This window comes from Vibrio sp. 16, assembly GCF_963681195.1.
GTDB classification, from domain to species: domain Bacteria; phylum Pseudomonadota; class Gammaproteobacteria; order Enterobacterales; family Vibrionaceae; genus Vibrio; species Vibrio sinaloensis_D.
Window position 1 is genome coordinate 268,057 of the sequence record NZ_OY808998.1, and the last position, 22,446, is coordinate 290,502.

The window sequence follows — 22,446 nt, forward strand, 5'->3', positions numbered from 1 at the left end:
CTTTATGTCTATAGTAAATGTGGCGCTATCCACAACCACATTTACCATTTAAATGCCATAATATTTAACCATTCGCACCACCCATAATAAAAATTGAACTCATTAAAGAGGACTTTACTATGTTCAGTACTAATCAGTTGGTTTCAAAAAAACAACTCCTGCTCGCCGGGGTCATGCTCTCGGTATCCAATAATGTATATGCCTCATGCGTGCCAGAACCTTATATAGGGTCAACCTGCACCACTGCGGCTAATTTCTGTCCAAGAGGTTATCTCCAGGCCAACGGAAGTCTGTTGGCAATATCAGACCACACCGCTCTCTATTCCTTACTAGGAACCCGCTACGGTGGCAACGGCACAACTAATTTTCAACTACCAGATCTAAGAGGTAGGTCTGCTATCGGTAGTGGAAATAGCCCTGGCCTGAATGAAGCCATATTGGCACGTAAATATGGGTCAGAGACACAAACACTTACGGCTTTGAACTTACCTGCGCACACGCATGCAGCTAGCGCTTCGGGTGGCGGTGTTACTGTTCAGTTAATAGCCTATTCTGGTAAGGGAACAAGCCCCGAACCAACAGATACAGATTACTTTCTGCAAGGTGTCGCACAAAATAGCTTTAGCTACAACCCGGAAGCGATGTTGTACGGCAAGGGTGAAGGAGATGCGATACCCTTGGAGGGAATCTCTACGAATTATGCCCCACCCTCAATCTATATCCATCCTACTGGTTACAACCACCCATTTAGTATTCGCAGTCCATCGCTAGCGCTCACTTACTGCATCGCTGTAGATGGCCTGTACCCTCCTCGAGGTTAGTGGACTCAATGGGTTTACCGATTGGTCATCGCGACTTTAGCGGTGGCCAATTTTATGTGCTTTTCCCACGGCAATTTTAAAGCGCGCAAACCTATAAGCAGCTCTTAATTCGCTATAGTTGCTACATACTTTCAATTGCTTTAGCGAAAAGTGTTCTCACCTTGATTTGCTTCTCAACATCTAGGGTGGGTCGTGCTAGCCGCTCCTCATCTCAGTAATCTAACTGATACTCAAAGAAGAATAAAAATACCCGCTAAACACGCACTCATTAGGTTGGCTAACGTACCCGCAAGTACAGCTTTGATACCGAGGTTTGCAACTTCAGCACGACGCTCAGGAGCAATCACGCCAATCGAGCCAAGTTGGATTGCAATCGAACCAATGTTTGCAAATCCACACAGCGCAAAAGTAATGATGACTTGAGTATGTTCAGACAAGGTCGCTTTATGCTGGACAAAGTCAATGAATGCCACAAACTCGTTCATCACAATCTTTTGACCAATGTAAGAGCCTGCCATCAACACTTCATTTGAAGGAACACCAATCACCCATGCCAAAGGCGAGAACAAGTAACCAAATAACGCTTGTAGGGTAATACCGCTAAATCCAGCAGCTTCACCAAGGCTTTCTAAGCCAGTGTTGACCATCGCGATAACACTCACGAATGCGATTAGCATGGTACCCACCGCAACCGCTACTTTCATACCGTTCATTGCGCCGCTTGCAAGTGCATCAATAACATTGCTCTCTTGCGCTTTATCCATCTCAATATCAGATTGATTGATTGGTGTATCGCGCTCAGGAACGATGATTTTCGCCATCATCAAACTACCCGGAGCAGCCATGAAACTCGCGGCGATAAGGTATTTGAGCTCAACGCCAAGACCGGCATAACCACCCAAAACAGAGCCCGCTACCGAAGCCATGCCACCAGCCATAACAGCAAACAGTTCAGAACGAGTCATACGAGATAGGAATGGACGAACAAGAAGTGGCGACTCGCCTTGAGAAAGGAAAATGTTGCCGGTTGCAACCAGTGATTCAGCTTTACTTGTACCCAAAAACTTTTGGATACCGCCACCAATAAACTCGATGACTTTTTGCATAATGCCAAGATAGTAGAGAGCGGAGATTAGAGCACTGAAGAATATAATAATAGGAAGGACACGAACAGCGAAGATAAATCCAGTATTGGCCAAATCACCAAATAGGAAGCTGATACCTTCATCAGCAAACCCCAAAAGACTAGAAACACCACTACTCAAACTGGTGAGTGCCGCTTGTCCCCATGGGAAATACAAAACAAGAGCAGCAAATCCAACCTGGAGCATAAGTGCACGAGACACTGTTTTCCAATTGATCGATTTACGACTCTCAGACAGCAGTACTGCGCACAACAATAGAACGACAACACCGATTAAACCGAATAAAACATTCATTAAAGATCACCTCTACAAGCATTCAATAGGTAGCTGGTCCGGTCCGTGGGGTCATTCACCTTTCCGTGTGACGGCTTGTATTGGCAGAGCACTCGCTCTTAACCGGGCGGAAAGTATAGCGAAGGATATGAGATATTCATCACATTTTTTAACGCAAACGTTCAAGCGTTCATTCTGTAAACGATTACACCGACTATTTCGAAGATTTGAGAAAATTCCAGCAAGGGAAGACAAAGGGAATACGCACTTAATTGCATTTATTTTCTGGAGCAAGATCACAACGCTTACTATGTAATCGTTATCATTTCAAAATAAATTTGGGCAAATATCATTTCGCCATCTAGTTTTATAGATGTGTCAACTAACGTACTAGTGAACATAATCTATTTCCTAACAACGTCAGCGGCTTAGACAAACACAACAAATTTTGCCCCACTTCAACGTGGGGCTTTTTTATATCGATACTTGCACTGTGCTGCATGCTCATTACAATGCGGGAAAAACACAACAGTGAGCCATTATGGAACGAGATTACACATACGCCTCGCTCTCGCAATTACCGCGAGAAGAGCTGGAAGAACTGAGTATGCGCTTGATACAGCGCTTGATTCCTGAAGACTCAATGACGGAGCTGTTTACGTTTGACGCAGAAGAAACGGAGTCAGAAGATAAACTGATGGAAGCGCGCTTTGATGCCATGTTACGAATGAGCGCCATCGCACTGAGTCAACTGCCTGAACTGTTCAGTGAATCAGAAAACAAAGAGCAAAACACGCTTCGTATGCAAAGACTGCTCCTTTGGCACTTTTATGCTTCTTCGTTCCAGTTAGATCGCGCCATTCCTTTAGAAACACATTGCAACCACGCTGAGGTGATTCTTAAACAGAGCCCGAACAGCGCCCTTGAGTGGGTCACGACTCTTACAGACTTACTGCGCCAATACGCGCAAATTGCTCAGAAATAAGTAAAACGCCAGTATTGCGCTGGCGTTCTTTTTATTGAGTTTGAGTGATGAGTCGGGCATTGAGCTTTTGCAGCGGGCGATTGTTGTTACCCATAATCTTATTGAATAACGCAGCTTGCTTAGCAGAGACCGTCTGAGGTGTTTTCAACACTAGCCATCTTACGCCCTCGGAACACGGCGGAGTGGTCAACGAACCACTAAAGCGATAGTAATCATTGGTATCGCTTAACAAAGCGCTCGCATTAAAGGGAACATCTATCGGTGAGTCAGCGCCTTTCTCTGGGATATTATCAAGCAACTTCGCGAGCTCACTATTGTCTTCCCCCAGTTCGAAAAAGACGGCAACGACCGCCAAATGACCGGCTTTATCTGCATGCACAAAATGCGCTTCCAATGGGTACTCTTTGCCGTCTACGTGATTTTCAGATGGGGTGTGAAAATGAAATTGCTTAAGCGTAAACGACTTTCCATCTATCGCTAAAGTGTTAATCCCTTCAAGTTGGGTTTGCAACGTATGACTATTATTAAGTAGCGATACAACCTGCCCCTGATAGTCAAACGACAGTTTTTCCAGTTTGGCCTCTGTTGCTGACTCTATATTAATCGGGCTTTGGTTTACCCCGTTTGCACACTCGGACGCAAATTCTCCCCAGTGTGATGGACCATGTTGCCCTTCGTAACCCCATTGCGCTGCGTTTGCGTTGCTCATAAATGCGGTGCAAAGCCCTAGTGCGAGTAGTGTCCTTTTCATACTTGTTCCTTTTATTTGCCAACAGTGAGTCACGCATCATAAAACGGGCAGAGGCCAGAAAAGTAGTCAGTAATCTATGTTTGCAGTTTACTTTGGAGCCAGATGCTAACTCGCTGAAATTAATTTGATTATCAACGGATTTATCTGTGCTACAGGATTGATTACGCGTCAATCTTCTTGGAAACATTTCATTGCTACTTTGCTTTAGCAAACAGAACCAGTTGAAAAATGAGCAATATGCGCTAATATTTAAGCATATTGCCAAGAGGTACAAATTTATGTCTACAGCAATGGAAATGGCAGCAAACGCCAACCTCAATGCTTGGTTTGGTTGGTCGATTGACAATGAGTTGGATCTGTCAAACCTAGTTCGTGATGGTGTGGATCCGTCGGTAATCAATACCTTGATGGAACATGGGTTCAATAAACAAGAACTCAATTGGGTGATACCGAGCCGAACGCTATCTCATCGCGTTAGTAAAGCCGAGAAACTGACCCGTGATGAAAGTGCCAAAATCATCCGAGCAGCACGCTTAACAGCGCAAGCGGTCGCGGTTTTTGGCAATGAGCAAAAAGCCAACAACTGGCTCAGCAAGCCAAAGAAAAAGCTCGAAGGTCGTACGCCCAAAGAGGCAATGCAAGATGAGTTTGGTGCAAGCATTGTCGAGCAACTGCTGCTAAGAATCGAATCTGGGTATTTTTAATGGCAATCCTTTGGCGTATATCTGACTTCGAAGACCTTCACGGCATCGGAGGGCTAAAAGCAAGCGGGCGTTGGCACCCACAAGGGCACTTAATCGTCTATTTGGCAGAGCACCCTGCCCTCGCGCTTCTTGAAGTAATGGCTGGATTAGATATTGATCTCGAAGACCTACCCGACCGATTTAAACTGCTCAAAGTCGAAGTCGATGACGCAGAACTCAGCCAATGTCATGTTCCAACCTTACACAATGACTGGGTGAAGAATGAGAGAGGCACACAGAGTGAAGGCAATAACTGGCTAAAAGCCAACCAAACCTTACTTGCCAAAGTGCCTAGTGCCATTCTTCCCGAATCGACGAATTACTTGTTTAACGCCAGTCACCCCAACGCGAAACACGCAAAAATCATCGACGTAATACACTTCCCATTCGACGAACGCCTGGTTTCCTAATGAATACAAATAGCCCCGAGTCCGACTCGGGCTTTGCCCTTCCCAACCAAGGATGGCTTTCTCTCGCGCTAAAATACGTAACACTTTTGCACTCGGCCATCTGAACTAAGAATAAGACGTCAATCGCAAGCTCCGCTAGCGTTCTCAAATCCGTAACAACCTATTGATTGGAAATTGAACAGACGCTTGAAAAGCGGCATCATATACACACGATTGGCGAGTGTTAGTCGCCTAATTTGCTTTGTATACTTCAAGAATTCATAGGTTAGGTGTGATGTGAAACTATTTAAAATAGTTGGATTGTTTTTAATAACAGCTCTAACCCTAAACCTTTTTATTTCAACATTTTCGATCTTCCAGTTATCACGTTATTTAGATCTGCAAAATAGTAATAGGCAGAATGGTATCCATTATTACATTGAGGCAAGGCATAGCGAACAGATTTCAGCCAAAGACCGAACTGCAGTAACCAAGCTTCTAGCTAAAGAACTCTTTATTTTGGGGCATGAGAACACCTATTATGTCGATAGCGATGGCAATGAAAAGATGTTTGAGCCCAGCGAAGAGGATCGAAATACAAGGCTGCTAAATTTTGAGACGCAGCAAGTGTCGATTACATATATACACGAACAACTTTGTCTGAATGCACTTTATATTACGATGCTTTTGGTTATCGTATTCATAAAAGGCAAGCTTAAAAAACGCATAGAGGAACGCGTTTAGGGGGAAACTCCTCACGCACGGTAGTTGCGTTTTGGTAGGTTCACAATACCAGGAACGGACAAAATGGACTTGAATAATCTCTTAACTTTTATGGCGGTTGCTACATTGCTCGTTATCTCTCCGGGACCTAATGGATTTCTAATAGCGAAAACGGTACCCATTTCAGGACGAAAAGCAGGATTTGCTAACATCTGGGGATTTGTCGTTGCATTTTATGTGCATGGTACCTTATCAATTTTGGGTATCTCGGTGATCCTGTCTAAATCATCTCAGGCGTTTTTCATTTTTAAAATGTTAGGCGCCACTTATTTGGTTTGGATTGGTTTGAAAGCGATAGCAAGTGCTTTTCAAGGAAGTTCAATAGAACCCGATGTTAAACCGAACAGTAATAAAGCATCTTCCCTACGTGTATCCTTCTTGGAAGGACTCATGACAAACGTATTGAATCCGAAAGTGTCTATGTTCTATTTGGCAGCCTTTCCTCAGTTTATTCCCAATACCGAAAGCCCAATGAGTGCATACGTTCTAGTAACGGCACATTCTATGGTCAATTTTGTATGGTTCGCCATCATGGTTATGATCCTTGCAAGAGTTAAGACGGTGACCAATAGTGCGAGGTTTAAAACGTGGTTAAACTCAATAACCGGTTTGGTATTTATAGCTTTCGGTACAAAATTGGCCTTGATGAAAAATGACTAGCAAAGCGTTCATGACGGATTCACTGTGCTTGGAGCAAAAATGCAATATATCGAAGTAGAAAGTAGCCAGATTCCTATTGATTTACTGCTTGAAGCTGATCCTTCTGAAACGAGTATTTCTTCATACTTATCCGATTCTTGGTGCTTTGCTGCACTAGACAATGGGCGTGTTTTAGCCGCCTGCATAGTAAAGCCACAAACTGATAGCATTGCTGAGATATTCAATATTTCTGTATATCCAAACTCACAAGGTCAAGGTATTGGTTCGGCGTTGCTTAAGTCCGTTCTATCGCAATTATCAAGTAAAGGAATCAAACGAGTTGAGTTGGGTACGGGGACCTTTGGCTATCAGCTAACTTATTATCAACGCCTCGGCTTTCGGGTTGATTCAATCCTCAAAGATCACTTCTTGCTGAATTATCCAGAGCCAATCTATGAAAATGGAATTCAACACAAAGACATGCTGAGATTGTACTTACCGCTTTAGTTCTACATAGCCAGCATTTAAAGCGGGTATGTAACGTTTGACGACTTTGGGTTCATTTAAGGAGATACTTTGGAATCCTCCACTTTATACATATTTTCAGGGCTTCCGGCTTCTGGGAAATCAACTCTGGCTAAATTGCTTTCACATCGGATTGGAGCAACATACGTTCGTATCGATACGGTAGAGCAAGGAATTCGAGACCTGTGTAATTTCCAGGTTGAAGGCGAGGGTTACAGGCTTAGCTATAGAATTATCAGAGACAACCTAGCACTTGGGCTAAGTGCAGTGTCTGACTCATGCAACCCAATCGAACTGACACGAAATGAATGGCAAGAAGTCGCAGAAAGTGTGGGGGCTAGGTTCGTCAATATTGAAATTCGGTGTTCAGATGCCAAAGAGCATGAGCGTCGAGTAAACTCTCGAAAAAGTGAAGTGGAAAACCTTAACCTACCCAACTGGAAACAAGTTCAAAGTCGATACTACGAACCGTGGAGTGATAGCGTGATTACAATCGACACGGCAGGCCAAACAATAGAAGAGTCTTTCGCTGAACTGGTCGACAAGCTAGGCATTAACAGGCCAACCGATAAGTGATACAAGTTCAGCGATTTGAAGAAACATTGCTCTGTGCCGATATCAGCATTATCATGCATTACGCACACTTCGCACCTGATCATCTCTCAGAAGCCAATCACTAGTCTGTAGTTTGTCGTCACTTGTTGATTTTTTAGACAAAAAAAGAGCCGCTAAATGCGGCTCTTAATAATTCGTAACTTCCGAAGTATTGGATTATTTCTCTTTACCGAATACGTTGTTCTCTTGCTCTTGTACGCGGATGAAAGTCGTACGCTTCGTTAGCTCTTTAAGCTTTGCTGCGCCTACATAGGTACACGTTGAGCGTACACCACCAAGGATGTCGGAGATAGTGCCGTGAACGCTGCCTCGGAATGGCAATAGTACGGTTTTTCCTTCAGCTGCGCGGTACTTAGCTACGCCACCTGAGTGCTTATCCATTGCCGACTGAGAAGACATGCCATAGAACTTCATGAAAGTTTCACCGTCTTTTTGAATGATTTCACCGCCTGACTCTTCGTGACCTGCAAGCATACCGCCTAGCATGACAAAATCCGCGCCGCCACCGAAGGCTTTAGCCACATCTCCTGCACATGAACAGCCACCGTCACCGATGATCATGCCGCCAAGGCCGTGTGCTGCATCACCACATTCGATGATTGCTGAAAGCTGAGGGTAACCCACACCAGTTTTTACACGTGTAGTACATACTGATCCTGGGCCAATGCCCACTTTAACAATGTCAGCACCTGCTAGAATTAGCTCTTCACACATGTCACCCGTTACAACGTTACCCGCAGAAATAACTTTGTTTGGAAATGCAGCGCGTACCTTCTCAACGTACTCTACTAAATGCTCTGAGTAACCGTTCGCGATATCGATACAGATAAAGATAAGCTCTTCTGACAGTGCCATGATTTCTTTAGTTTTTTCGAAATCCGCATCCGAAGTACCAGTAGAAACAAACACGTTATTTAGTGTGTTTTGGTCCGCAGATTCTACAAACTCAGCCCATTGCTCTACTGTGTAGTGCTTGTGAATTGCCGTCATTACACCGTGCTCAGCCAGAGCTTTAGCCATTTCAAAGCTACCTACTGAGTCCATATTCGCCGCGATAACGGGTGTACCAGACCATTGACGGCCGCTATGCTTGAATGTAAACTCGCGGGTTAACTCAACTTGAGAACGACTTTTAAGAGTAGAACGCTTCGGGCGGAATAGTACATCTTTAAAGCCTAACTTAAGTTCTTGTTCGATACGCATGATAAATTTTCCTGTAAGCAAATTTACGTGTCGTGCGTTTTCGGTAAACGTTGGCAGACGTTTTACTGAGTTTCGGACACAAAAAAACCGGAGCGTTGGCAGACGCTCCGGTTTTCAGCATTATAGGTCGCGATTTAATTCCCGCAAGACTGATATTTTCAATTTTTTTATGATACAGTTCGGTTAAGTTGCATACCTAAGCACACTTCCCTCCTCACCAAACCTTCAAAAATATCACAAAAACAAACACTTAAAGAGCCACCAACTAAACGTTTGCGCAATCCTTTTCTTACCATCGGTGAGTACTATTCAAGCATTCGGTTGCAGGATCATTATGTTCAGTTCACAAACCGGTGTTTTTAGCCGATTAAACAACCTCTGCTTTTGAGTGCTAACTGATGATTTCACACTCACAAAACGCAAAAAAGCAGAAAACGCCGGAGCGCCTTCTGCTTTCATTTCGAACGATGGCTGAATAGATTAGAGCTTAAAGAACGCCAGTTGCGCTTTTTGCTTCTCTGCTAGTGAAGATAACTCTTCGCTTGCACTCGCACTCTGGCAAATGCCAGACACATTTTGATTCACCAGTTCAGACATGTTCACCACGTTGCGGTTAATGTCTTGGGTTACTTGTGACTGCTGCTCTGCTGCGGTTGCAACCTGTGTATTTGCGTCGTTAATGTTGGTCACGGACTCAGTGATACCCTGCAGCGCACTGTTTGCTTGTTGTGCCAGTTCATTGTTCTTGGCCAACATTTCCAAACTAAGCTGCATGCTGTCATTCGCCATACCCGATTGCTTTTGTAGCTCTTCGATGATGGTTTGGATTTCACCAGTTGACTCTTGAGTGCGCGCCGCAAGCATACGTACCTCGTCTGCCACAACCGCGAAGCCACGACCAGATTCGCCCGCACGTGCCGCTTCAATAGCCGCATTCAACGCCAATAGGTTCGTTTGCTCAGATACACCGCGAATCACTTCAATCACATCGCTGATTTGCTCCGACTGCTCTTTTAGCGACAGAACCACTTGAGCCGCATCGTTAAGCGCATCGCCCATTTGAGCACTTGCCTGATTGCTCTCTTCGAAGATTTCCATGCCTGATGCAGCCAGTTGATTTGCTTCACGCGCTGTAGAATCAGCCACTTGCGCGTTGTCACTCACATTATCGGCGGTACTTGAAAGCTCATTTACGGCAGAAGCAACTTGCTCAATTTCCGCCAACTCTTGCTGGGCATTCGCTTGAGATTGCGTCATTACAGCAGCAAGTTCTGTTGATGCTGAAGCCACCTCTTCGCTGATACGCATCAGTTGATCAACGGTTGTATGGAGCTGCTCTGCTGTCGTATTCACATCTTTGCTAAGCTGAGAGATTTCGTTTTCACCATCGGCATTGGCGCGAATCGATAGATTACCCTGCGCAAGCTCTCGCATCACTTCTTGCAGTTTTTGAACTGGCGTAACAATCATTCCAGATAGGACCCACGCAACCAACAATGAGATGGCTAGCACACTAAGTACAAGGAACATCGCCAAGTTTTTGACTTTGGTGTTTTGTTCAACACTTTGGTCCATAGCTAGCGTCGCTGCCTCATTGACCTTTTTAGACAGCGTATTGATTGATTGCACCATTTCATTGCCAGCAATACGATATTGGCTAATAAAGTTGCTGTACTCAAGTTCAGTCGCTAGCCCTTGGTCTTTTCGGTTGAACAAAGTCACGCCTTGGGTCGAGAATTGAACATAGTTTTCGATTGAAGCGCGCACGGTAACGATGTCATCACGGAACGTTTTACGCTCACGTATTAGGTCAAGATCTTGGTCGATTTCTCGCATTGCATTTTTCAGTTCGCTAAGGAACGTGTCACGACGTGACGCATCATAAATAGCATACACCGCACTAATACGAAGCGGGTAAACTTGGTCGTCAATCTTAGCCAGTGTGTCTTTGTAGAACACTAGAGCGTCGGTATTCGCGTCCATCAACTCTTGCTCAGCTTCCAAATTGTTTTTGGTCACCCAAAGGGCGATAAACAAAGCAACGGTTGTGAATAGCACAGGTAACAACACCTGTGTACGAATAGACAAATTTTTTAAGGATAATTGCATTATTGTTCTCAATCAGATCGGTTGAGTCGTCCGTGAACTGGGAATATTCCCATAAGAATTGTGGGGAGAAGTCTAACATAATATGTGATCAATGCCACAAAACATTGTTGGATAATTCATCAGTTAGGTGGTGACTTTTGTAAATATGCATTAACAGACACATGCAACAAAGTTATAAAATCAAATCAAAGCCAATACATTGATTAAAAACAAAGAGGATTGAGATCGCTGATAACGCCGAAAATCTCTTGCTAGCGCTCATCTTTCGGCGAGTCCATCACCACCATAGTCGTAATAGATTGAACTTGAGCACACTCACCAAGTACATCCGCATGAAATTTTTTATAACTGGTTAGATCCTGCGTCTCTACTCGTAGCAAGTACTCGTTAGCACCAGTAATGTTGTGGCATTCCACTACTTCGTCAACAAACCGAACGTGCTCCTCAAATTCTAATTGCGCTTGCTTGCGGTGGCTTGCCAATCCAATAGACACATAGGCAACAAAGCCAACCCCTCGTTGAGCTCGGTCAAGAACCGCTCGATAACCTTTGATTACACCGCGCTTTTCCAAATCTTGAACGCGACGCAGCGTCGCCGATGGAGACAAACCAATCCGATGAGCAAGATCGACATTTGATAATCGTCCATCGAGCTTTAGCTCATGCAATATTCTTTCTTCATACCTATCCATTACACACCTTTATTGCAAACAAACACCTAATCACTCGAATAAAAACACATAATTGCGCTTCAATCTACTTAAACTGTTTCTTGACCGGTCAAACACATCCATTCATCTGATGTAAACGTTGAGGAGACACTATGGAATTACAACAACTCAGTGCGTTGGCGATGTTTGCCTTTGTTTCTACTTTTACCCCTGGGCCAAACAACCTCATGTTGATGACTTCTGGCGCCAATGTTGGCTACCAGAGAACCCTGCCGCATATGCTGGGGATTACCTTAGGGTTCGGGTTTATGGTGCTGCTAGTAGGATTGGGGTTAATCGGCGTCTTCAATGCCTACCCTGTCTCTCATACCGTTTTAAAGTGGCTGAGTCTTGCCTACTTAGCTTACCTCGCGCTAAAAATCGCCCGTTCTGGGAAAGCGGAAAACCGTGACGACTACAAACCCATGACCTTCCTTGGCGCTGCGTCTTTCCAATGGGTTAACCCGAAAGGCTGGTCGATGGCACTCAGTTCTGTAGCGATCTACAGCAGCTCTGGGAATTGGCATGAACTGTTGATCATTTCCGCCATGTTTATGCTGGTGAATATGCCGTCATGCAGCTTTTGGGTACTTGCAGGGCGTGAGTTACAGCGATGGTTGACCTCCACCAAACGCGTACGAGTGTTTAATCTCACCATGGCGGCACTGCTAATTGGTTCGACGGTACCGATGTTGTAACCGCCTGCGCGAATGTAAATTTAATTAAAGAGGCTTCGGAACTGTTTTTTTAACTGTTACTCTAAATGAGAATAAGAATAACTATTGAGTAGAAAAATGAAAAAACCTTCAGCCAAGATTGTCACCGTTACCGATACTTTTTCCGTCACCCCAAATATGCAGCGCATCACTCTACAAGGTGAAGCGCTGGCTGATTTTCCTCTCGACTGCGAAGGAGGCTACATCAAGCTGCTGTTCAATCAAGTGGGTGGAACCGATCTGTCCCAGCAAACAGAAGATAGCCTCCCTGTCATGCGTACTTATACGATTCGGCGCTTTGATCCGAATAAGTCGCAAATCGAAGTCGATTTCGTAAAACACATCACCGAAGATCAGCAGTGTGGCTTTGCCGCACGTTGGGCAATGGCAGCAAAGCAGGGGGATACGATTCATATCGCCGGCCCTGGGATCATTCAAAACATGAACCTTGATGCCGACTGGTACTTTATGACTGCCGACATGACCTCTTTACCCGCCCTATCAGCGAAGATTCAACGCTTACCGCAAGATGCTCAAGGGTATGCTGTGATCAAGGTTCAGACCGAAGATGATATACAAACGCTAGAAGCACCAGTAGGTATAAAGATCGAATGGGTGACCCAAGACTCGTTAGAAGATGCAGCTAAACGCAAGCCTTGGCTCAACGGTCAAGTCTCGGTCTGGTGTGCTTGTGAGTTTGACTCGATGCGTGCGCTGCGTCAGTACTTCCGTAATGAACACAACGTAGATCGTGAATACATATACATCAGCAGCTACTGGAAACAAGGGGTATCTGAAGATGGCCACAAAGTACTCAAACGCGAAGATGCCGAACGCCAACCTAATTGAGGCTTGAAAACTCCACCAGACGAGCTTGAAGTGAACAACTTCAGGCTCAATCTTTCAACTTTTCGGCTAAAAAATCAATCAGTAAGCGTACTTTAGGAGATAAGTTCCGGTTTTGCGGATAAAGAGCCCATATCCCTTCTCGCTCATCCCGATAATCGCTCAAGACTTCAATCAAGCTGCCTGTATCCAACGCCGATTGGACATAATAATCAGGCAATTGAACCAAGCCTAAACCGCGTATCGCAGCGTCAAGCAGTGAATAACCCGAATTGCAGTGAATGCGCCCAGAAACGCGGATTGACTTTTCACCTTTACTGTCTTTAAAGCGCCAGTAATCAACCGAACCCACCAAGCATTGGTGATTTGAGAGTTCAGACAATGTATGAGGCTCACCAAAACGGTCGAGATACTCTTTACTTGCGCATACATAAAGTTGACGGCTCGACAAACGCTTTGCGACCAAACTCGAATCTTGCAATCTTCCTAGTCGAATCGCGACATCAACGCCCATCTCAATCAGATCGAGCTTTTGATTCGTCAGATTCAAATCCAAATCTACTTGTGGGTACTTTTCCAAAAACTGATGCAGCAAAGGAGCGAGCTGCTGCTCTCCATAGGTGACCGGGGCCGTCACTTTTAACAACCCTTTTGGCGTTGATTGCATTTGAGTAACGGCTAACTCTGCAAGCTCCAACCCTTCGACTAACTGCTTACACTGCTGATAGTAAAGTTGCCCCGCTTCAGTGAGCGAGACTCGCCGCGTGGTTCGATTAAACAACTTCACCGCCAAACGCTCTTCCAACGACGAGACCCTGCGGCTAACCTGAGCGACAGAAGTATCGAGCTTTTTCGCTGCTGCGGTGAAAGATTGCGTCTCTGCCACGCCAACAAACTCGCTGACACCTTCCCAATTTGCCATTACATTTATCCATCAAATACATGCTTAACTACGTCTTATTGTTACACTGAGGTAATAATAAACGCAACACGCTTATCGCTGTAAAATGGCGCGCTTGTGGTAAACTTTTTCCTTTATTGGTTATTGAATTAAATCCATGTCTAAATTGAAACTGTCTTTGCTCGGCGCTCTAGTGGCCATAGCGGCGCTACTTGCTTACGTGTTTATCCCAACGCATGTGCGCTTGGGTAGCGAAATAACGAATCAACAAGTGGGCGAAAACTATCGTCTAGTCGGTTACAAGGCAATCTCAACCAAACCGCAAGACGGTAAGCTGAACCATTACTTCCTGATCGCGAAAGACGCCACGATTGAAGATGCCGAACCTTTCTTAATCAGCTCTGACCCATTCTTAACCGTCGATAGTGTCGTCGACAACAAACTGAGCTTGAGTATTAAAGGTCGCGTAAAACACTTTGATAATGACCTCTGGGTCGAAAACGGCGATGGCAAGGTTGAACACTGGTACATCAGCGCCAACATCAACTACGTGCGCTAGACTAGCAATCCGACCACAAACAGGTAAAATCACGCCCCTGTGATTTTGCCTGTAGTGAACCCGTCCATGCACCAACCGGAACAACTCTTTACCCGTTTTGACACCCCAATCGACGGAATAACGCTTCCAGAAAAGTTTACCTTCCCGTTCTACTATCAGCCTCATCCGCTGTGTGTTCTTGCGGCCGAGCAATTGCAAACGCATTTGACTCACCAAACTGACTGGCAGCACGATTTTGGTCTGACGGGGAATCAAGATGGCATTGGCAAGATGTTTGGCGTGCTTTTGGTGCACTCCCCAGACGGAGAACTTGGCTACTTTTCAGCTTTCTCTGGAAAAATCGCCGATCAAAACCTGCTACCCGGCTTTGTGCCGCCAGTGTTCGATATGTTGGCAGAAGAGAGCTTTTTCCGATCAGATTTAGCTAAGATCACCGAACTTAACAAACAAGTAAAACAGCGACAAGCCAATCCAGAGCTCCATGCGCTTCAACAACAGTTAGCGCAGTATCAAGATGACTATCAGCAAGCGGAGCAAACCCAGCGCGAACTGATGATTCAAGGCCGCGCGGCGCGCAAGAAGCAGCGAAAACTTGCAGAGCAAACGCTGGCTGGCGATGCGTTAACACTGGCGCTCGATGATCTGGCTAGGCAAAGCGTGGCAGAAAAGAATGTGCTTAAGTACCTCAAACTGGAATGGGAAGAGAAAATCAATCAAGTTTCCATTCAGTTGAATGAGCTAACCGAGCAGATCGATGCGATCAAGCAGCAGCGCAAACAACGCTCCAATCAACTGCAAAACAAGTTGTTCGAGCAGTATCGCTTTTACAACATCCGTAAAGATGAAAAATCTCTTAAAGCGATTTTTGCCCCAACGACAAGCCCAACCCCACCAGCGGGCGCGGGAGAATGCGCAGCACCCAAGCTGCTTCATTTTGCGTTTAAACACGGCTACACACCGCTCGCTCTGGCCGAATTTTGGTGGGGCGTGTCGCCAAAGTCGGAGATTCGCAAACACAAAAGCTACTACCCGTCTTGCAACAGTAAATGCCAACCGATTTTGGGCCATATGCTAGAAGGTATGCGTATTGACGACAATCCGCTAGAGAAGAGTTGGGCAGAAGACAAAGAGCTAGAGATCGTATATGAAGATGACGCCATGGTGATCGTCAACAAGCCGTCCGGTCTGCTTTCTGTCCCGGGTAAGACTATTACCGACTCCGCCTACACAAGATTGCAAAAGCGCTACCCAGATGCTGAGGGGCCATTTGTTATTCATCGACTCGATATGGCCACGTCAGGAATCTTGGTATTCGCTCTAACCCGACGCGCTAATAAAAACCTGCAGAAACAATTTATCTCCCGCTCTGTGCAAAAACGCTACATCGCACAGATTGAAGGTGAAGTCCAAGTGCAAAATGGCACCATCAACTTACCTATGCGAGGCGATCCAGATGACCGTCCGCGTCAGCTTGTCTGTTACGAGCACGGAAAACCCGCTGAGACGTACTGGGAACTGATCGAGACATCCAACGGGCAATCAAAGCTCTATATGCATCCCAAGACAGGAAGAACGCATCAACTCCGTGTCCATTGTGCTCATCACCTTGGTCTCAATATGCCCATCGTTGGTGATGCGCTATACGGAACGAAAAGTGATCGCTTGCATCTGCATGCTCAACGCCTTGAACTACACCATCCGTACAACCATGAGCCAATGACTTTCAGTGCAAAGTGTGAGTTTTGATGACAACAACTTGTTGCTTAATGATTAGTAATGGTTTTATAAATAACCCTGATTCATCCTGTGGTTCAGTTGATATTTTTGTTACAAGCACTCATTTGACGCAACCTTTGTTTAAAAACTCATACAGCACGGTATATACTATAGCGCTACTCAAGGGAGGCTCAATGAACAATCAAGCTCGGGATGAAATACAAACCATCTATTCTCAATTTCAACGCTATCCCGGTATTGATGGCGCAATCGTCATGGAACAACAGGTGTACGCGATCTGTGCGAAACATGACCTTGAGTTGCCTCTCGCTCAGTTTCATTTTATTGAAGGATTAAAATGTAACCGAACAGATCGTATTGCAGAAGCGATTGATCACTACCTGAAGTGCCTTGAGCTTGTCACTGGGGAGGATGAAATTCTCGCCCTTCACGCCAACATATTGCTGGCGACCCTCTATACTGAGCAAGAGAATTACTACTCCGCCTATTTGATGTATAAGCGCGTGATCGACAACAGTGAAAAGCTCGATGACAACTACATGTCACTCGCTTACTGTAATGTCAGCAACTTATTACTTCAATTGCAGCAATATGACATGACCGTCGATTTCGCGAGTAAAGCGGTCGCTAGCGCGCGAAAAGTGGCGAACAAGTCAATTGAGTCAATTAGTTACCTAAACAAAGCATTGGCCCTTGCGCTTGCAGAGCAAATCCATCAGGCGATCGAGTGTGCCAATCACGCTTTGATGATCGCTTTGCAGATTGATAACCCGCGCACCATCGCCTATGCTTACGGCTACCTTGCGCGTATCCAGTCGATGTCTGATGATTACTCGATAAACGAGGTAAAAAGACATTTTCAACTCGCCAACAAGTACAGTGTTGTTCTCAAAGATAAGTACATCCAAATGGAGAACGACACCTATTACGCGCAATTTCTGGAAAAGCATGACATCGACTCGGAAGCGATCCAGTTGTGTCGACAACTAGAAAAGCTCATCGACCCGACCTGCAACATCAAGTTTCATCTGCTCTACTGCCAAGTGGCGATTAATCTGGCGAAAAAACACAATCAAGCTGAACTGGTTTCCCTACAAGCGACATACATAGAAGCCGCCAACCGAGCGCTCGCAGATACCCGCCAAAAGGAATACGCTTCCATCATCAGTAAAGTGAAGCAAGCCGCGGATGACCAAGAGCGCCGTCTACAGCAAAAAATCAAAGAGCACATTGAAGCCATTACAGAAATTGGCCAAGAGTTAGCGACCTGCCAAGACATCTCGGTTCATTTACCCTCTATTTTTAGCAAGATCACCAACATCATTCCGAGCGAAGAGTTCGGTATTGCACTTTATGATGAACAACAAGGCATTCTCGATTATCGCTACTTTTACAACACTAAAGGTCCAATTGAGCGCTTCTATGTCGACTGCAACAAACAAACCAGCATCGGCTCTTATGTGGTCAAAACTAAATCCATGGTCCACCTAAACAACGCGGATGCCACCAGCGTCAGGGCAGCGATTGGCTTAAGCGTCGATAGTGACAATGCGGCCATTCATCGAAAAGCGGACACTCCTTCGAGTCAATCACTGATGTTTACCCCCATCCTGTTGGGGAACAAAGTGCTGGGTATTATGTCTACGCAACATACGGAATCTGGGCAGTATCAACCCCACCACTGCCAGCTGTTTGAACAACTCGCCAGTTTTATTGCCATCGCACTCGAAAATCATGTCCAGCGTCATAAGCTGCAACAAGCCAACAACTTGTTAGACAACTTATCGAAAACCGATCCATTGACCAAGCTCTACAATCGCTATCAACTGGATACGATTGCCCCGACGTTGATTCAAAAAGCAATCAATCAAGGCACGCAAATCGCCATCGTGATCATCGATATCGACTTCTATAAAGGCTACAACGATCAGTTTGGTCATCAAGCCGGTGATGAGGCGCTGAAGATCGTCGCCGCCAACATCAGCAACGCGTTTTCAGATACATCCATCGACCATATCTTTCGCTATGGCGGAGATGAGTTTCTGGTGCTGTGCGATGGTCAAACCGACGAGCAGGTCATCCGCAAAATCCATCAGTTGCAAAGCGCTATTTTGTCATTAAAAATTGCGCATCCACGTTCTTATGCCAGTGATTACCTCACGCTCTCGATCGGCGTGTCCAATCATCGTCTTTACAAAGAGCAACCATTAGATTTCAACGACCTGTTCAATGTTGCAGATAGCGCACTCTACACTGCAAAAGAACAAGGAAGAAATCAGTTCCATTTGAGAAGTGATGATAGTTAACAAAGGGTTAGGTGCAACATTGTGCGAGTTCCTATCCCGGCTGTGAGCCAGCTCTGCCTTTCTGACCGATAGACAAAACTTCTATCGAAGTCCTAGCAATGACGCGTTACCATCAACAGCCACCACATCAGTTTGGAGTATGGTAGCTGTGTCCGATTATTCAGCCACGATTCGCTGGCAGCGTCAGCAAAATGAACCTTTTAGCGACAATCAGTACAGCCGAGGGCATCTGTGGGAGTTCGACGGCGGTGTCAGTGTCCCAGCCTCGTCATCGCCTCATGTGGTTCCGCTCCCCTACTCGGTCGCAGAAAACGTTGACCCCGAAGAAGCCTTCATTGCTGCTATTTCCAGTTGCCATATGCTGACATTTCTCGGCATCGCCGCAAAACAGCGGTATGTTGTGGATTCCTACGTTGATAACGCGATAGGTGTCATGGCCGAAGATGAAAACGGCTATACCTCTGTTACCGAGGTGACACTCTCTCCTACTATTTGTTTTTCCGGCGACAAGAAACCATCCTTTCAGCAAATTGAGAAAATGCACCATTTAGCGCACCGACACTGCTTTATCGCCAACTCGGTCAAAACCGACATTCGATTAAATCTCCCCCACGAGGCAGAGTCATGAAAAACAAAGCGTTATTAGCCACTTTCATCGCTTTCGGCGTCTTCATTTTAGTCGGCCAGCAAGCCAACTTATTCGGCTCAAACAAACCGGAATCTTTCCCTAAATTGCCGGACTCTCCCCAATTTGCGGTTTCAACCCAGCACGATGGCGTCTGGCTAGGGCGTCGTGTCGATGTGACAGGCAACAATATGTGTGAGCGCACCACCATCACAGGCAAGGTTGTCGATGGATTTGCAACGCTCAACCTAACATACAATGGAACCTCTCTAAAAGGATGGATAAACGCGGACGAAAGCGAGCTCACTCTCTACGCTTCTAACCGTCAATGGGATTACCGCTTCACTGGAAGTGTTGGAAAAGACAAAATTCAAGGCAAGTGGTACCTGACCAATGGTCCATGTAAAGGAACCTGGTATCTCGAAAAACAAGTCTAATCACACTCACCAGTTCATGGTACACTCTGCGTCAATTCAGGGGGATTTAATTCCTCAAGACTATTAACACAGAGTGTCACCCATGCCGTTCGCAAAACTAGGCCTAAGCCAACCGTTAACTCAAGCCATTCAATCTCTCGGTTACAGCAAACCCACAACTATCCAAACCAAAGCAATCCCAGCTATTTTACAAGGGGATGACCTTATCGCGGCCGCTCAAACCGGCACAGGAAAAACCGCGAGTTTTGTCTTGCCTATTCTGGAGAAGTTGGCGAAGGGTGAAACTCAGCGAAAAAAACGAGTACGTGCGCTAATTCTTACGCCGACTCGCGAACTGGCTCAACAAATTGAACAGAAAGTGCGCGACTACGGTCAAAACTTATCACTTACGTCTCTCGCTATGTATGGTGGCGTGGATGAAAAGCCACAAAAGCAAGCCCTTATCGAGGGTGTCGACATTCTTATCGCAACACCAGGTCGATTGCTCGATATGTACGGTAAGCGCGCGGTTCACTTTGAGGAAATCGAGGTGTTGGTAATGGATGAAGCAGATCGCATGCTCGACATGGGCTTCATCGATGACATCAATAAGATTCTAGATCGTCTGCCAACCGATATTCAGCACCTGTTGTTCTCCGCGACGCTTTCTAACAAAGTACGAGACTTGGCGAAAACCGCCGTGCATGACCCGTTTGAGATTTCGATCGCCGCCAATCAAGCATCAAAAAAGAACATCGAACAATGGCTTATCACTGTTGATAAAGACAAAAAATCGGCTCTACTTAGCCACATGATCAAAGAGAATAATTGGGACCAAGCCCTGATCTTTATCGAAACGAAGCACGGTGCAGCCAAACTGGCATCGCAGTTAGAAAAGCGCGGGATCGAGGCAGAGGCCTTCCACAGTGGACGCAGCCAAGCGGTGCGCTCTAAACTGCTGGCTGACTTCAAAGCAGGCAAAATTAAGTACATGATTGCAACCGGTGTCGGCGCACGTGGTATCGATATCGAAGGGCTCACTCGTGTAATCAACTATGACCTGCCGTTCCCTGCCGATGAATACGTTCACCGCATTGGCCGAACTGGTCGTGCAGATGCGCAAGGCGAAGCAATTTCGTTCGTGTCAAAGGACAACTTTAAAAACCTGTGCATGATAGAAGCACGTCTAGGTCACTTGATTGAGCGCCGAGTGATTGAAGGGTTTGAACCACGCAAAGTCGTGCCGATGAACAAAAGACTCAATCAATAGTCCCAATCGAGTAAAGAGGCCAAGTTGGCCTCTTTTCTTTAATCATCGACCACTTTAAGTACATTAGTGGGTTTCTCTTTGGCGAATACGAAGTGGCTGCCTTTACGCTCTTTAGCGATATACATTGCCTGATCGGCCAATTTCACTAAGTCACGATGATTGTCAGTACAATTCGGGTAGACGGCAATACCGATACTGACGCCAACATGATAGCCTTTATTACCGATGACAATCGGCCGCTCAACTTCATGAATGATTTGAGTCGCTTTAGCGGAAATGAAAGACTTGTCCGTTAGTAAATCCAGGCACACAACAAACTCATCCCCGCCGAAACGGCTCACGATATCTGTCTTCCTCGTGACGGTTAAAAGGCGCTCAGAAAGACGTATCAAAACTTCATCACCAATATCATGGCCGTAGGTGTCATTGATCTCTTTAAACTTATCCAAGTCGAGGAAAAGCAACGCAACCAATAGCCCCGTTCTCTCTGCTTTCTCTAGCGCGGTTTGCAAGCGTTTTTCCATCGAGCGTCGATTGAGCAATGCCGTCAGAGAATCATGCTCTGACAAGTATTCGAGCGCATGCGTTTTCTTTTCCAGTTCAAGGGTTTGTTTACTCACCTCGTTCTCCAACTGAGACTTAGTAAACACACTGTGCTCTAACTCTTCATTCATTGCGTTAAACGTTTTTCCCAATGTACTGAACTCATTGTCTAAGTGTTCGCAGTGAATTCGATGGGAAAAACGACGCTTCTTAACACTGTTAATGGCCGTTGAAATCGCGCGTGCGCCAATACGGAAACTTTTAAGCAGCATAAACGCAGCGAAGCTCATACCAACAGAGAACATCACCAGCACAACCGCAAGATAGACCATGGTCTCCTCGATTTTGAGGTTGGTCTGGGAAAGTTCAGTTTCATGTTCGCTCGAAATGTATTCGTACATATTTTGAATCAACATATTGTAACGCCCCGTCAACACCGCTTGTCGCTGCGCGACGAAATCGCGTCTTGCAGACAGCTGCTTGAGCTCGGCTTGAAACTGCTTGTCTTCCGATAGAAGAGCGGTAAGTTGATTGTTTAATCGGTTGAGTTTAGTCACTTTACTCACATTGACGTTGGACATGGCCAATCGTTCAGACAAGCGTTTTTGCTGCTCGACGAGATTAGAAAAGCTTTTGTCGTCTTTATATTCTAAGTAGAGCCATAGCTCACCTTGCAGAGCACTGACTTCCGTCTGGATTTCAAGCAGTTTCATCTGGTTACGTGTTGCGTCAACGTGTTGATTGTACAAACTGTACATTGACCACGCGGATATCACTGTCATCAGAATACCAATCCCAAGTAGCGTATACATTTTAGAAGTGATTGATCCTTTCAT

Annotated in this window: 23 protein-coding genes; 16 read left to right on the forward strand and 7 right to left on the reverse strand. The window is 45.6% G+C overall.

Going from position 1 to position 22,446, the window contains the following annotated elements; translation table 11 throughout:
- Nucleotides 1-119: 119 nt before the first annotated feature.
- Complete coding sequence (locus U9J37_RS15415; protein ID WP_005472419.1) at nt 120-821, forward strand: phage tail protein; 702 nt, start codon at nt 120-122, stop codon at nt 819-821.
- A 230-nt stretch (nt 822-1,051) separates the two neighbouring features.
- Here U9J37_RS15415 and U9J37_RS15420 read toward each other — a convergent pair whose 3' ends face one another.
- Nucleotides 1,052-2,260 (reverse strand): NupC/NupG family nucleoside CNT transporter, encoded by a 1,209-nt coding sequence (locus tag U9J37_RS15420; protein ID WP_005472186.1) that lies wholly within the window; start codon nt 2,258-2,260, stop codon nt 1,052-1,054.
- Nucleotides 2,261-2,780: 520 nt separating this feature from the next.
- Here U9J37_RS15420 and U9J37_RS15425 point away from each other — a divergent pair.
- Nucleotides 2,781-3,224: a hypothetical protein gene (locus tag U9J37_RS15425; RefSeq protein ID WP_005472356.1), complete on the forward strand. Its 444-nt coding sequence runs from the start codon at nt 2,781-2,783 to the stop codon at nt 3,222-3,224.
- 31 nt (nt 3,225-3,255) lie between these two features.
- Here the strand turns inward: U9J37_RS15425 and U9J37_RS15430 are convergent, their stop codons facing one another.
- Nucleotides 3,256-3,975, reverse strand: a complete 720-nt coding sequence (locus U9J37_RS15430; RefSeq protein ID WP_043886927.1) for a carbonic anhydrase — start codon at nt 3,973-3,975, stop codon at nt 3,256-3,258.
- Between the two features lie 278 nt (nt 3,976-4,253).
- Between U9J37_RS15430 and U9J37_RS15435 the strand changes: the two genes are divergently transcribed.
- From U9J37_RS15435 to U9J37_RS15460, 6 genes are all read left to right on the forward strand, one after another.
- Nucleotides 4,254-4,679, forward strand: a complete 426-nt coding sequence (locus tag U9J37_RS15435; RefSeq protein WP_005472201.1) for an Xre family toxin-antitoxin system antitoxin — start codon at nt 4,254-4,256, stop codon at nt 4,677-4,679.
- The gene (locus tag U9J37_RS15440; protein WP_005472321.1) at nt 4,679-5,128 is read left to right on the forward strand and encodes an RES family NAD+ phosphorylase; all 450 of its coding nucleotides are present in this window, start codon (nt 4,679-4,681) and stop codon (nt 5,126-5,128) included. The genes U9J37_RS15435 and U9J37_RS15440 overlap by 1 nt, the downstream gene beginning before the upstream one ends.
- Before the next feature lie 276 nt (nt 5,129-5,404).
- Nucleotides 5,405-5,851: a hypothetical protein gene (locus tag U9J37_RS15445; protein ID WP_043886929.1), complete on the forward strand. Its 447-nt coding sequence runs from the start codon at nt 5,405-5,407 to the stop codon at nt 5,849-5,851.
- A 63-nt stretch (nt 5,852-5,914) separates the two neighbouring features.
- Nucleotides 5,915-6,550, forward strand: a complete 636-nt coding sequence (locus U9J37_RS15450; protein WP_005472413.1) for a LysE family translocator — start codon at nt 5,915-5,917, stop codon at nt 6,548-6,550.
- 39 nt (nt 6,551-6,589) lie between these two features.
- Nucleotides 6,590-7,036 carry a GNAT family N-acetyltransferase gene (locus U9J37_RS15455; RefSeq protein WP_005472229.1) on the forward strand — a complete coding sequence of 149 codons (447 nt, stop codon included), beginning with the start codon at nt 6,590-6,592 and terminating at the stop codon, nt 7,034-7,036.
- 69 nt (nt 7,037-7,105) lie between these two features.
- The gene (locus U9J37_RS15460; RefSeq protein WP_043886931.1) at nt 7,106-7,630 is read left to right on the forward strand and encodes a P-loop nucleotide/nucleoside kinase family protein; all 525 of its coding nucleotides are present in this window, start codon (nt 7,106-7,108) and stop codon (nt 7,628-7,630) included.
- A 195-nt stretch (nt 7,631-7,825) separates the two neighbouring features.
- Here the strand turns inward: U9J37_RS15460 and U9J37_RS15465 are convergent, their stop codons facing one another.
- From U9J37_RS15465 to U9J37_RS15475, 3 genes are all read right to left on the reverse strand, one after another.
- Nucleotides 7,826-8,872: a GMP reductase gene (locus tag U9J37_RS15465; RefSeq protein WP_005472330.1), complete on the reverse strand. Its 1,047-nt coding sequence runs from the start codon at nt 8,870-8,872 to the stop codon at nt 7,826-7,828.
- Nucleotides 8,873-9,352: 480 nt separating this feature from the next.
- The gene (locus U9J37_RS15470) at nt 9,353-10,981 is read right to left on the reverse strand and encodes a methyl-accepting chemotaxis protein (protein WP_043886933.1); all 1,629 of its coding nucleotides are present in this window, start codon (nt 10,979-10,981) and stop codon (nt 9,353-9,355) included.
- A 251-nt stretch (nt 10,982-11,232) separates the two neighbouring features.
- Nucleotides 11,233-11,673, reverse strand: a complete 441-nt coding sequence (locus U9J37_RS15475) for an Lrp/AsnC family transcriptional regulator (protein ID WP_005472299.1) — start codon at nt 11,671-11,673, stop codon at nt 11,233-11,235.
- 131 nt (nt 11,674-11,804) lie between these two features.
- Between U9J37_RS15475 and U9J37_RS15480 the strand changes: the two genes are divergently transcribed.
- Together U9J37_RS15480 and U9J37_RS15485 are read left to right on the forward strand one after the other, a co-directional pair.
- Nucleotides 11,805-12,389, forward strand: a complete 585-nt coding sequence (locus U9J37_RS15480; RefSeq protein ID WP_005472364.1) for a LysE family translocator — start codon at nt 11,805-11,807, stop codon at nt 12,387-12,389.
- A 96-nt stretch (nt 12,390-12,485) separates the two neighbouring features.
- The gene (locus tag U9J37_RS15485; RefSeq protein WP_005472308.1) at nt 12,486-13,256 is read left to right on the forward strand and encodes a siderophore-interacting protein; all 771 of its coding nucleotides are present in this window, start codon (nt 12,486-12,488) and stop codon (nt 13,254-13,256) included.
- A gap of 46 nt (nt 13,257-13,302) precedes the next feature.
- Here U9J37_RS15485 and U9J37_RS15490 read toward each other — a convergent pair whose 3' ends face one another.
- The gene (locus U9J37_RS15490) at nt 13,303-14,175 is read right to left on the reverse strand and encodes a LysR family transcriptional regulator (protein WP_005472351.1); all 873 of its coding nucleotides are present in this window, start codon (nt 14,173-14,175) and stop codon (nt 13,303-13,305) included.
- A gap of 136 nt (nt 14,176-14,311) precedes the next feature.
- Between U9J37_RS15490 and U9J37_RS15495 the strand changes: the two genes are divergently transcribed.
- The 6 genes from U9J37_RS15495 (at nt 14,312) to U9J37_RS15520 (ending at nt 21,067) form a co-directional block, all read left to right on the forward strand.
- The gene (locus U9J37_RS15495) at nt 14,312-14,713 is read left to right on the forward strand and encodes a hypothetical protein (RefSeq protein WP_005472383.1); all 402 of its coding nucleotides are present in this window, start codon (nt 14,312-14,314) and stop codon (nt 14,711-14,713) included.
- Between the two features lie 66 nt (nt 14,714-14,779).
- The gene (locus U9J37_RS15500) at nt 14,780-16,459 is read left to right on the forward strand and encodes an RluA family pseudouridine synthase (protein WP_005472398.1); all 1,680 of its coding nucleotides are present in this window, start codon (nt 14,780-14,782) and stop codon (nt 16,457-16,459) included.
- 164 nt (nt 16,460-16,623) lie between these two features.
- Nucleotides 16,624-18,756: a diguanylate cyclase gene (locus tag U9J37_RS15505; protein WP_005472439.1), complete on the forward strand. Its 2,133-nt coding sequence runs from the start codon at nt 16,624-16,626 to the stop codon at nt 18,754-18,756.
- Nucleotides 18,757-18,904: 148 nt separating this feature from the next.
- The gene (locus tag U9J37_RS15510) at nt 18,905-19,384 is read left to right on the forward strand and encodes an OsmC family protein (protein ID WP_043886973.1); all 480 of its coding nucleotides are present in this window, start codon (nt 18,905-18,907) and stop codon (nt 19,382-19,384) included.
- Nucleotides 19,381-19,818: a hypothetical protein gene (locus tag U9J37_RS15515; protein WP_005472269.1), complete on the forward strand. Its 438-nt coding sequence runs from the start codon at nt 19,381-19,383 to the stop codon at nt 19,816-19,818. Before U9J37_RS15510 ends, U9J37_RS15515 begins: the two co-directional genes overlap by 4 nt.
- A gap of 82 nt (nt 19,819-19,900) precedes the next feature.
- Nucleotides 19,901-21,067, forward strand: a complete 1,167-nt coding sequence (locus U9J37_RS15520; protein WP_005472311.1) for a DEAD/DEAH box helicase — start codon at nt 19,901-19,903, stop codon at nt 21,065-21,067.
- A gap of 38 nt (nt 21,068-21,105) precedes the next feature.
- Here the strand turns inward: U9J37_RS15520 and U9J37_RS15525 are convergent, their stop codons facing one another.
- Nucleotides 21,106-22,446, reverse strand: a complete 1,341-nt coding sequence (locus U9J37_RS15525) for a diguanylate cyclase domain-containing protein (protein ID WP_043886934.1) — start codon at nt 22,444-22,446, stop codon at nt 21,106-21,108.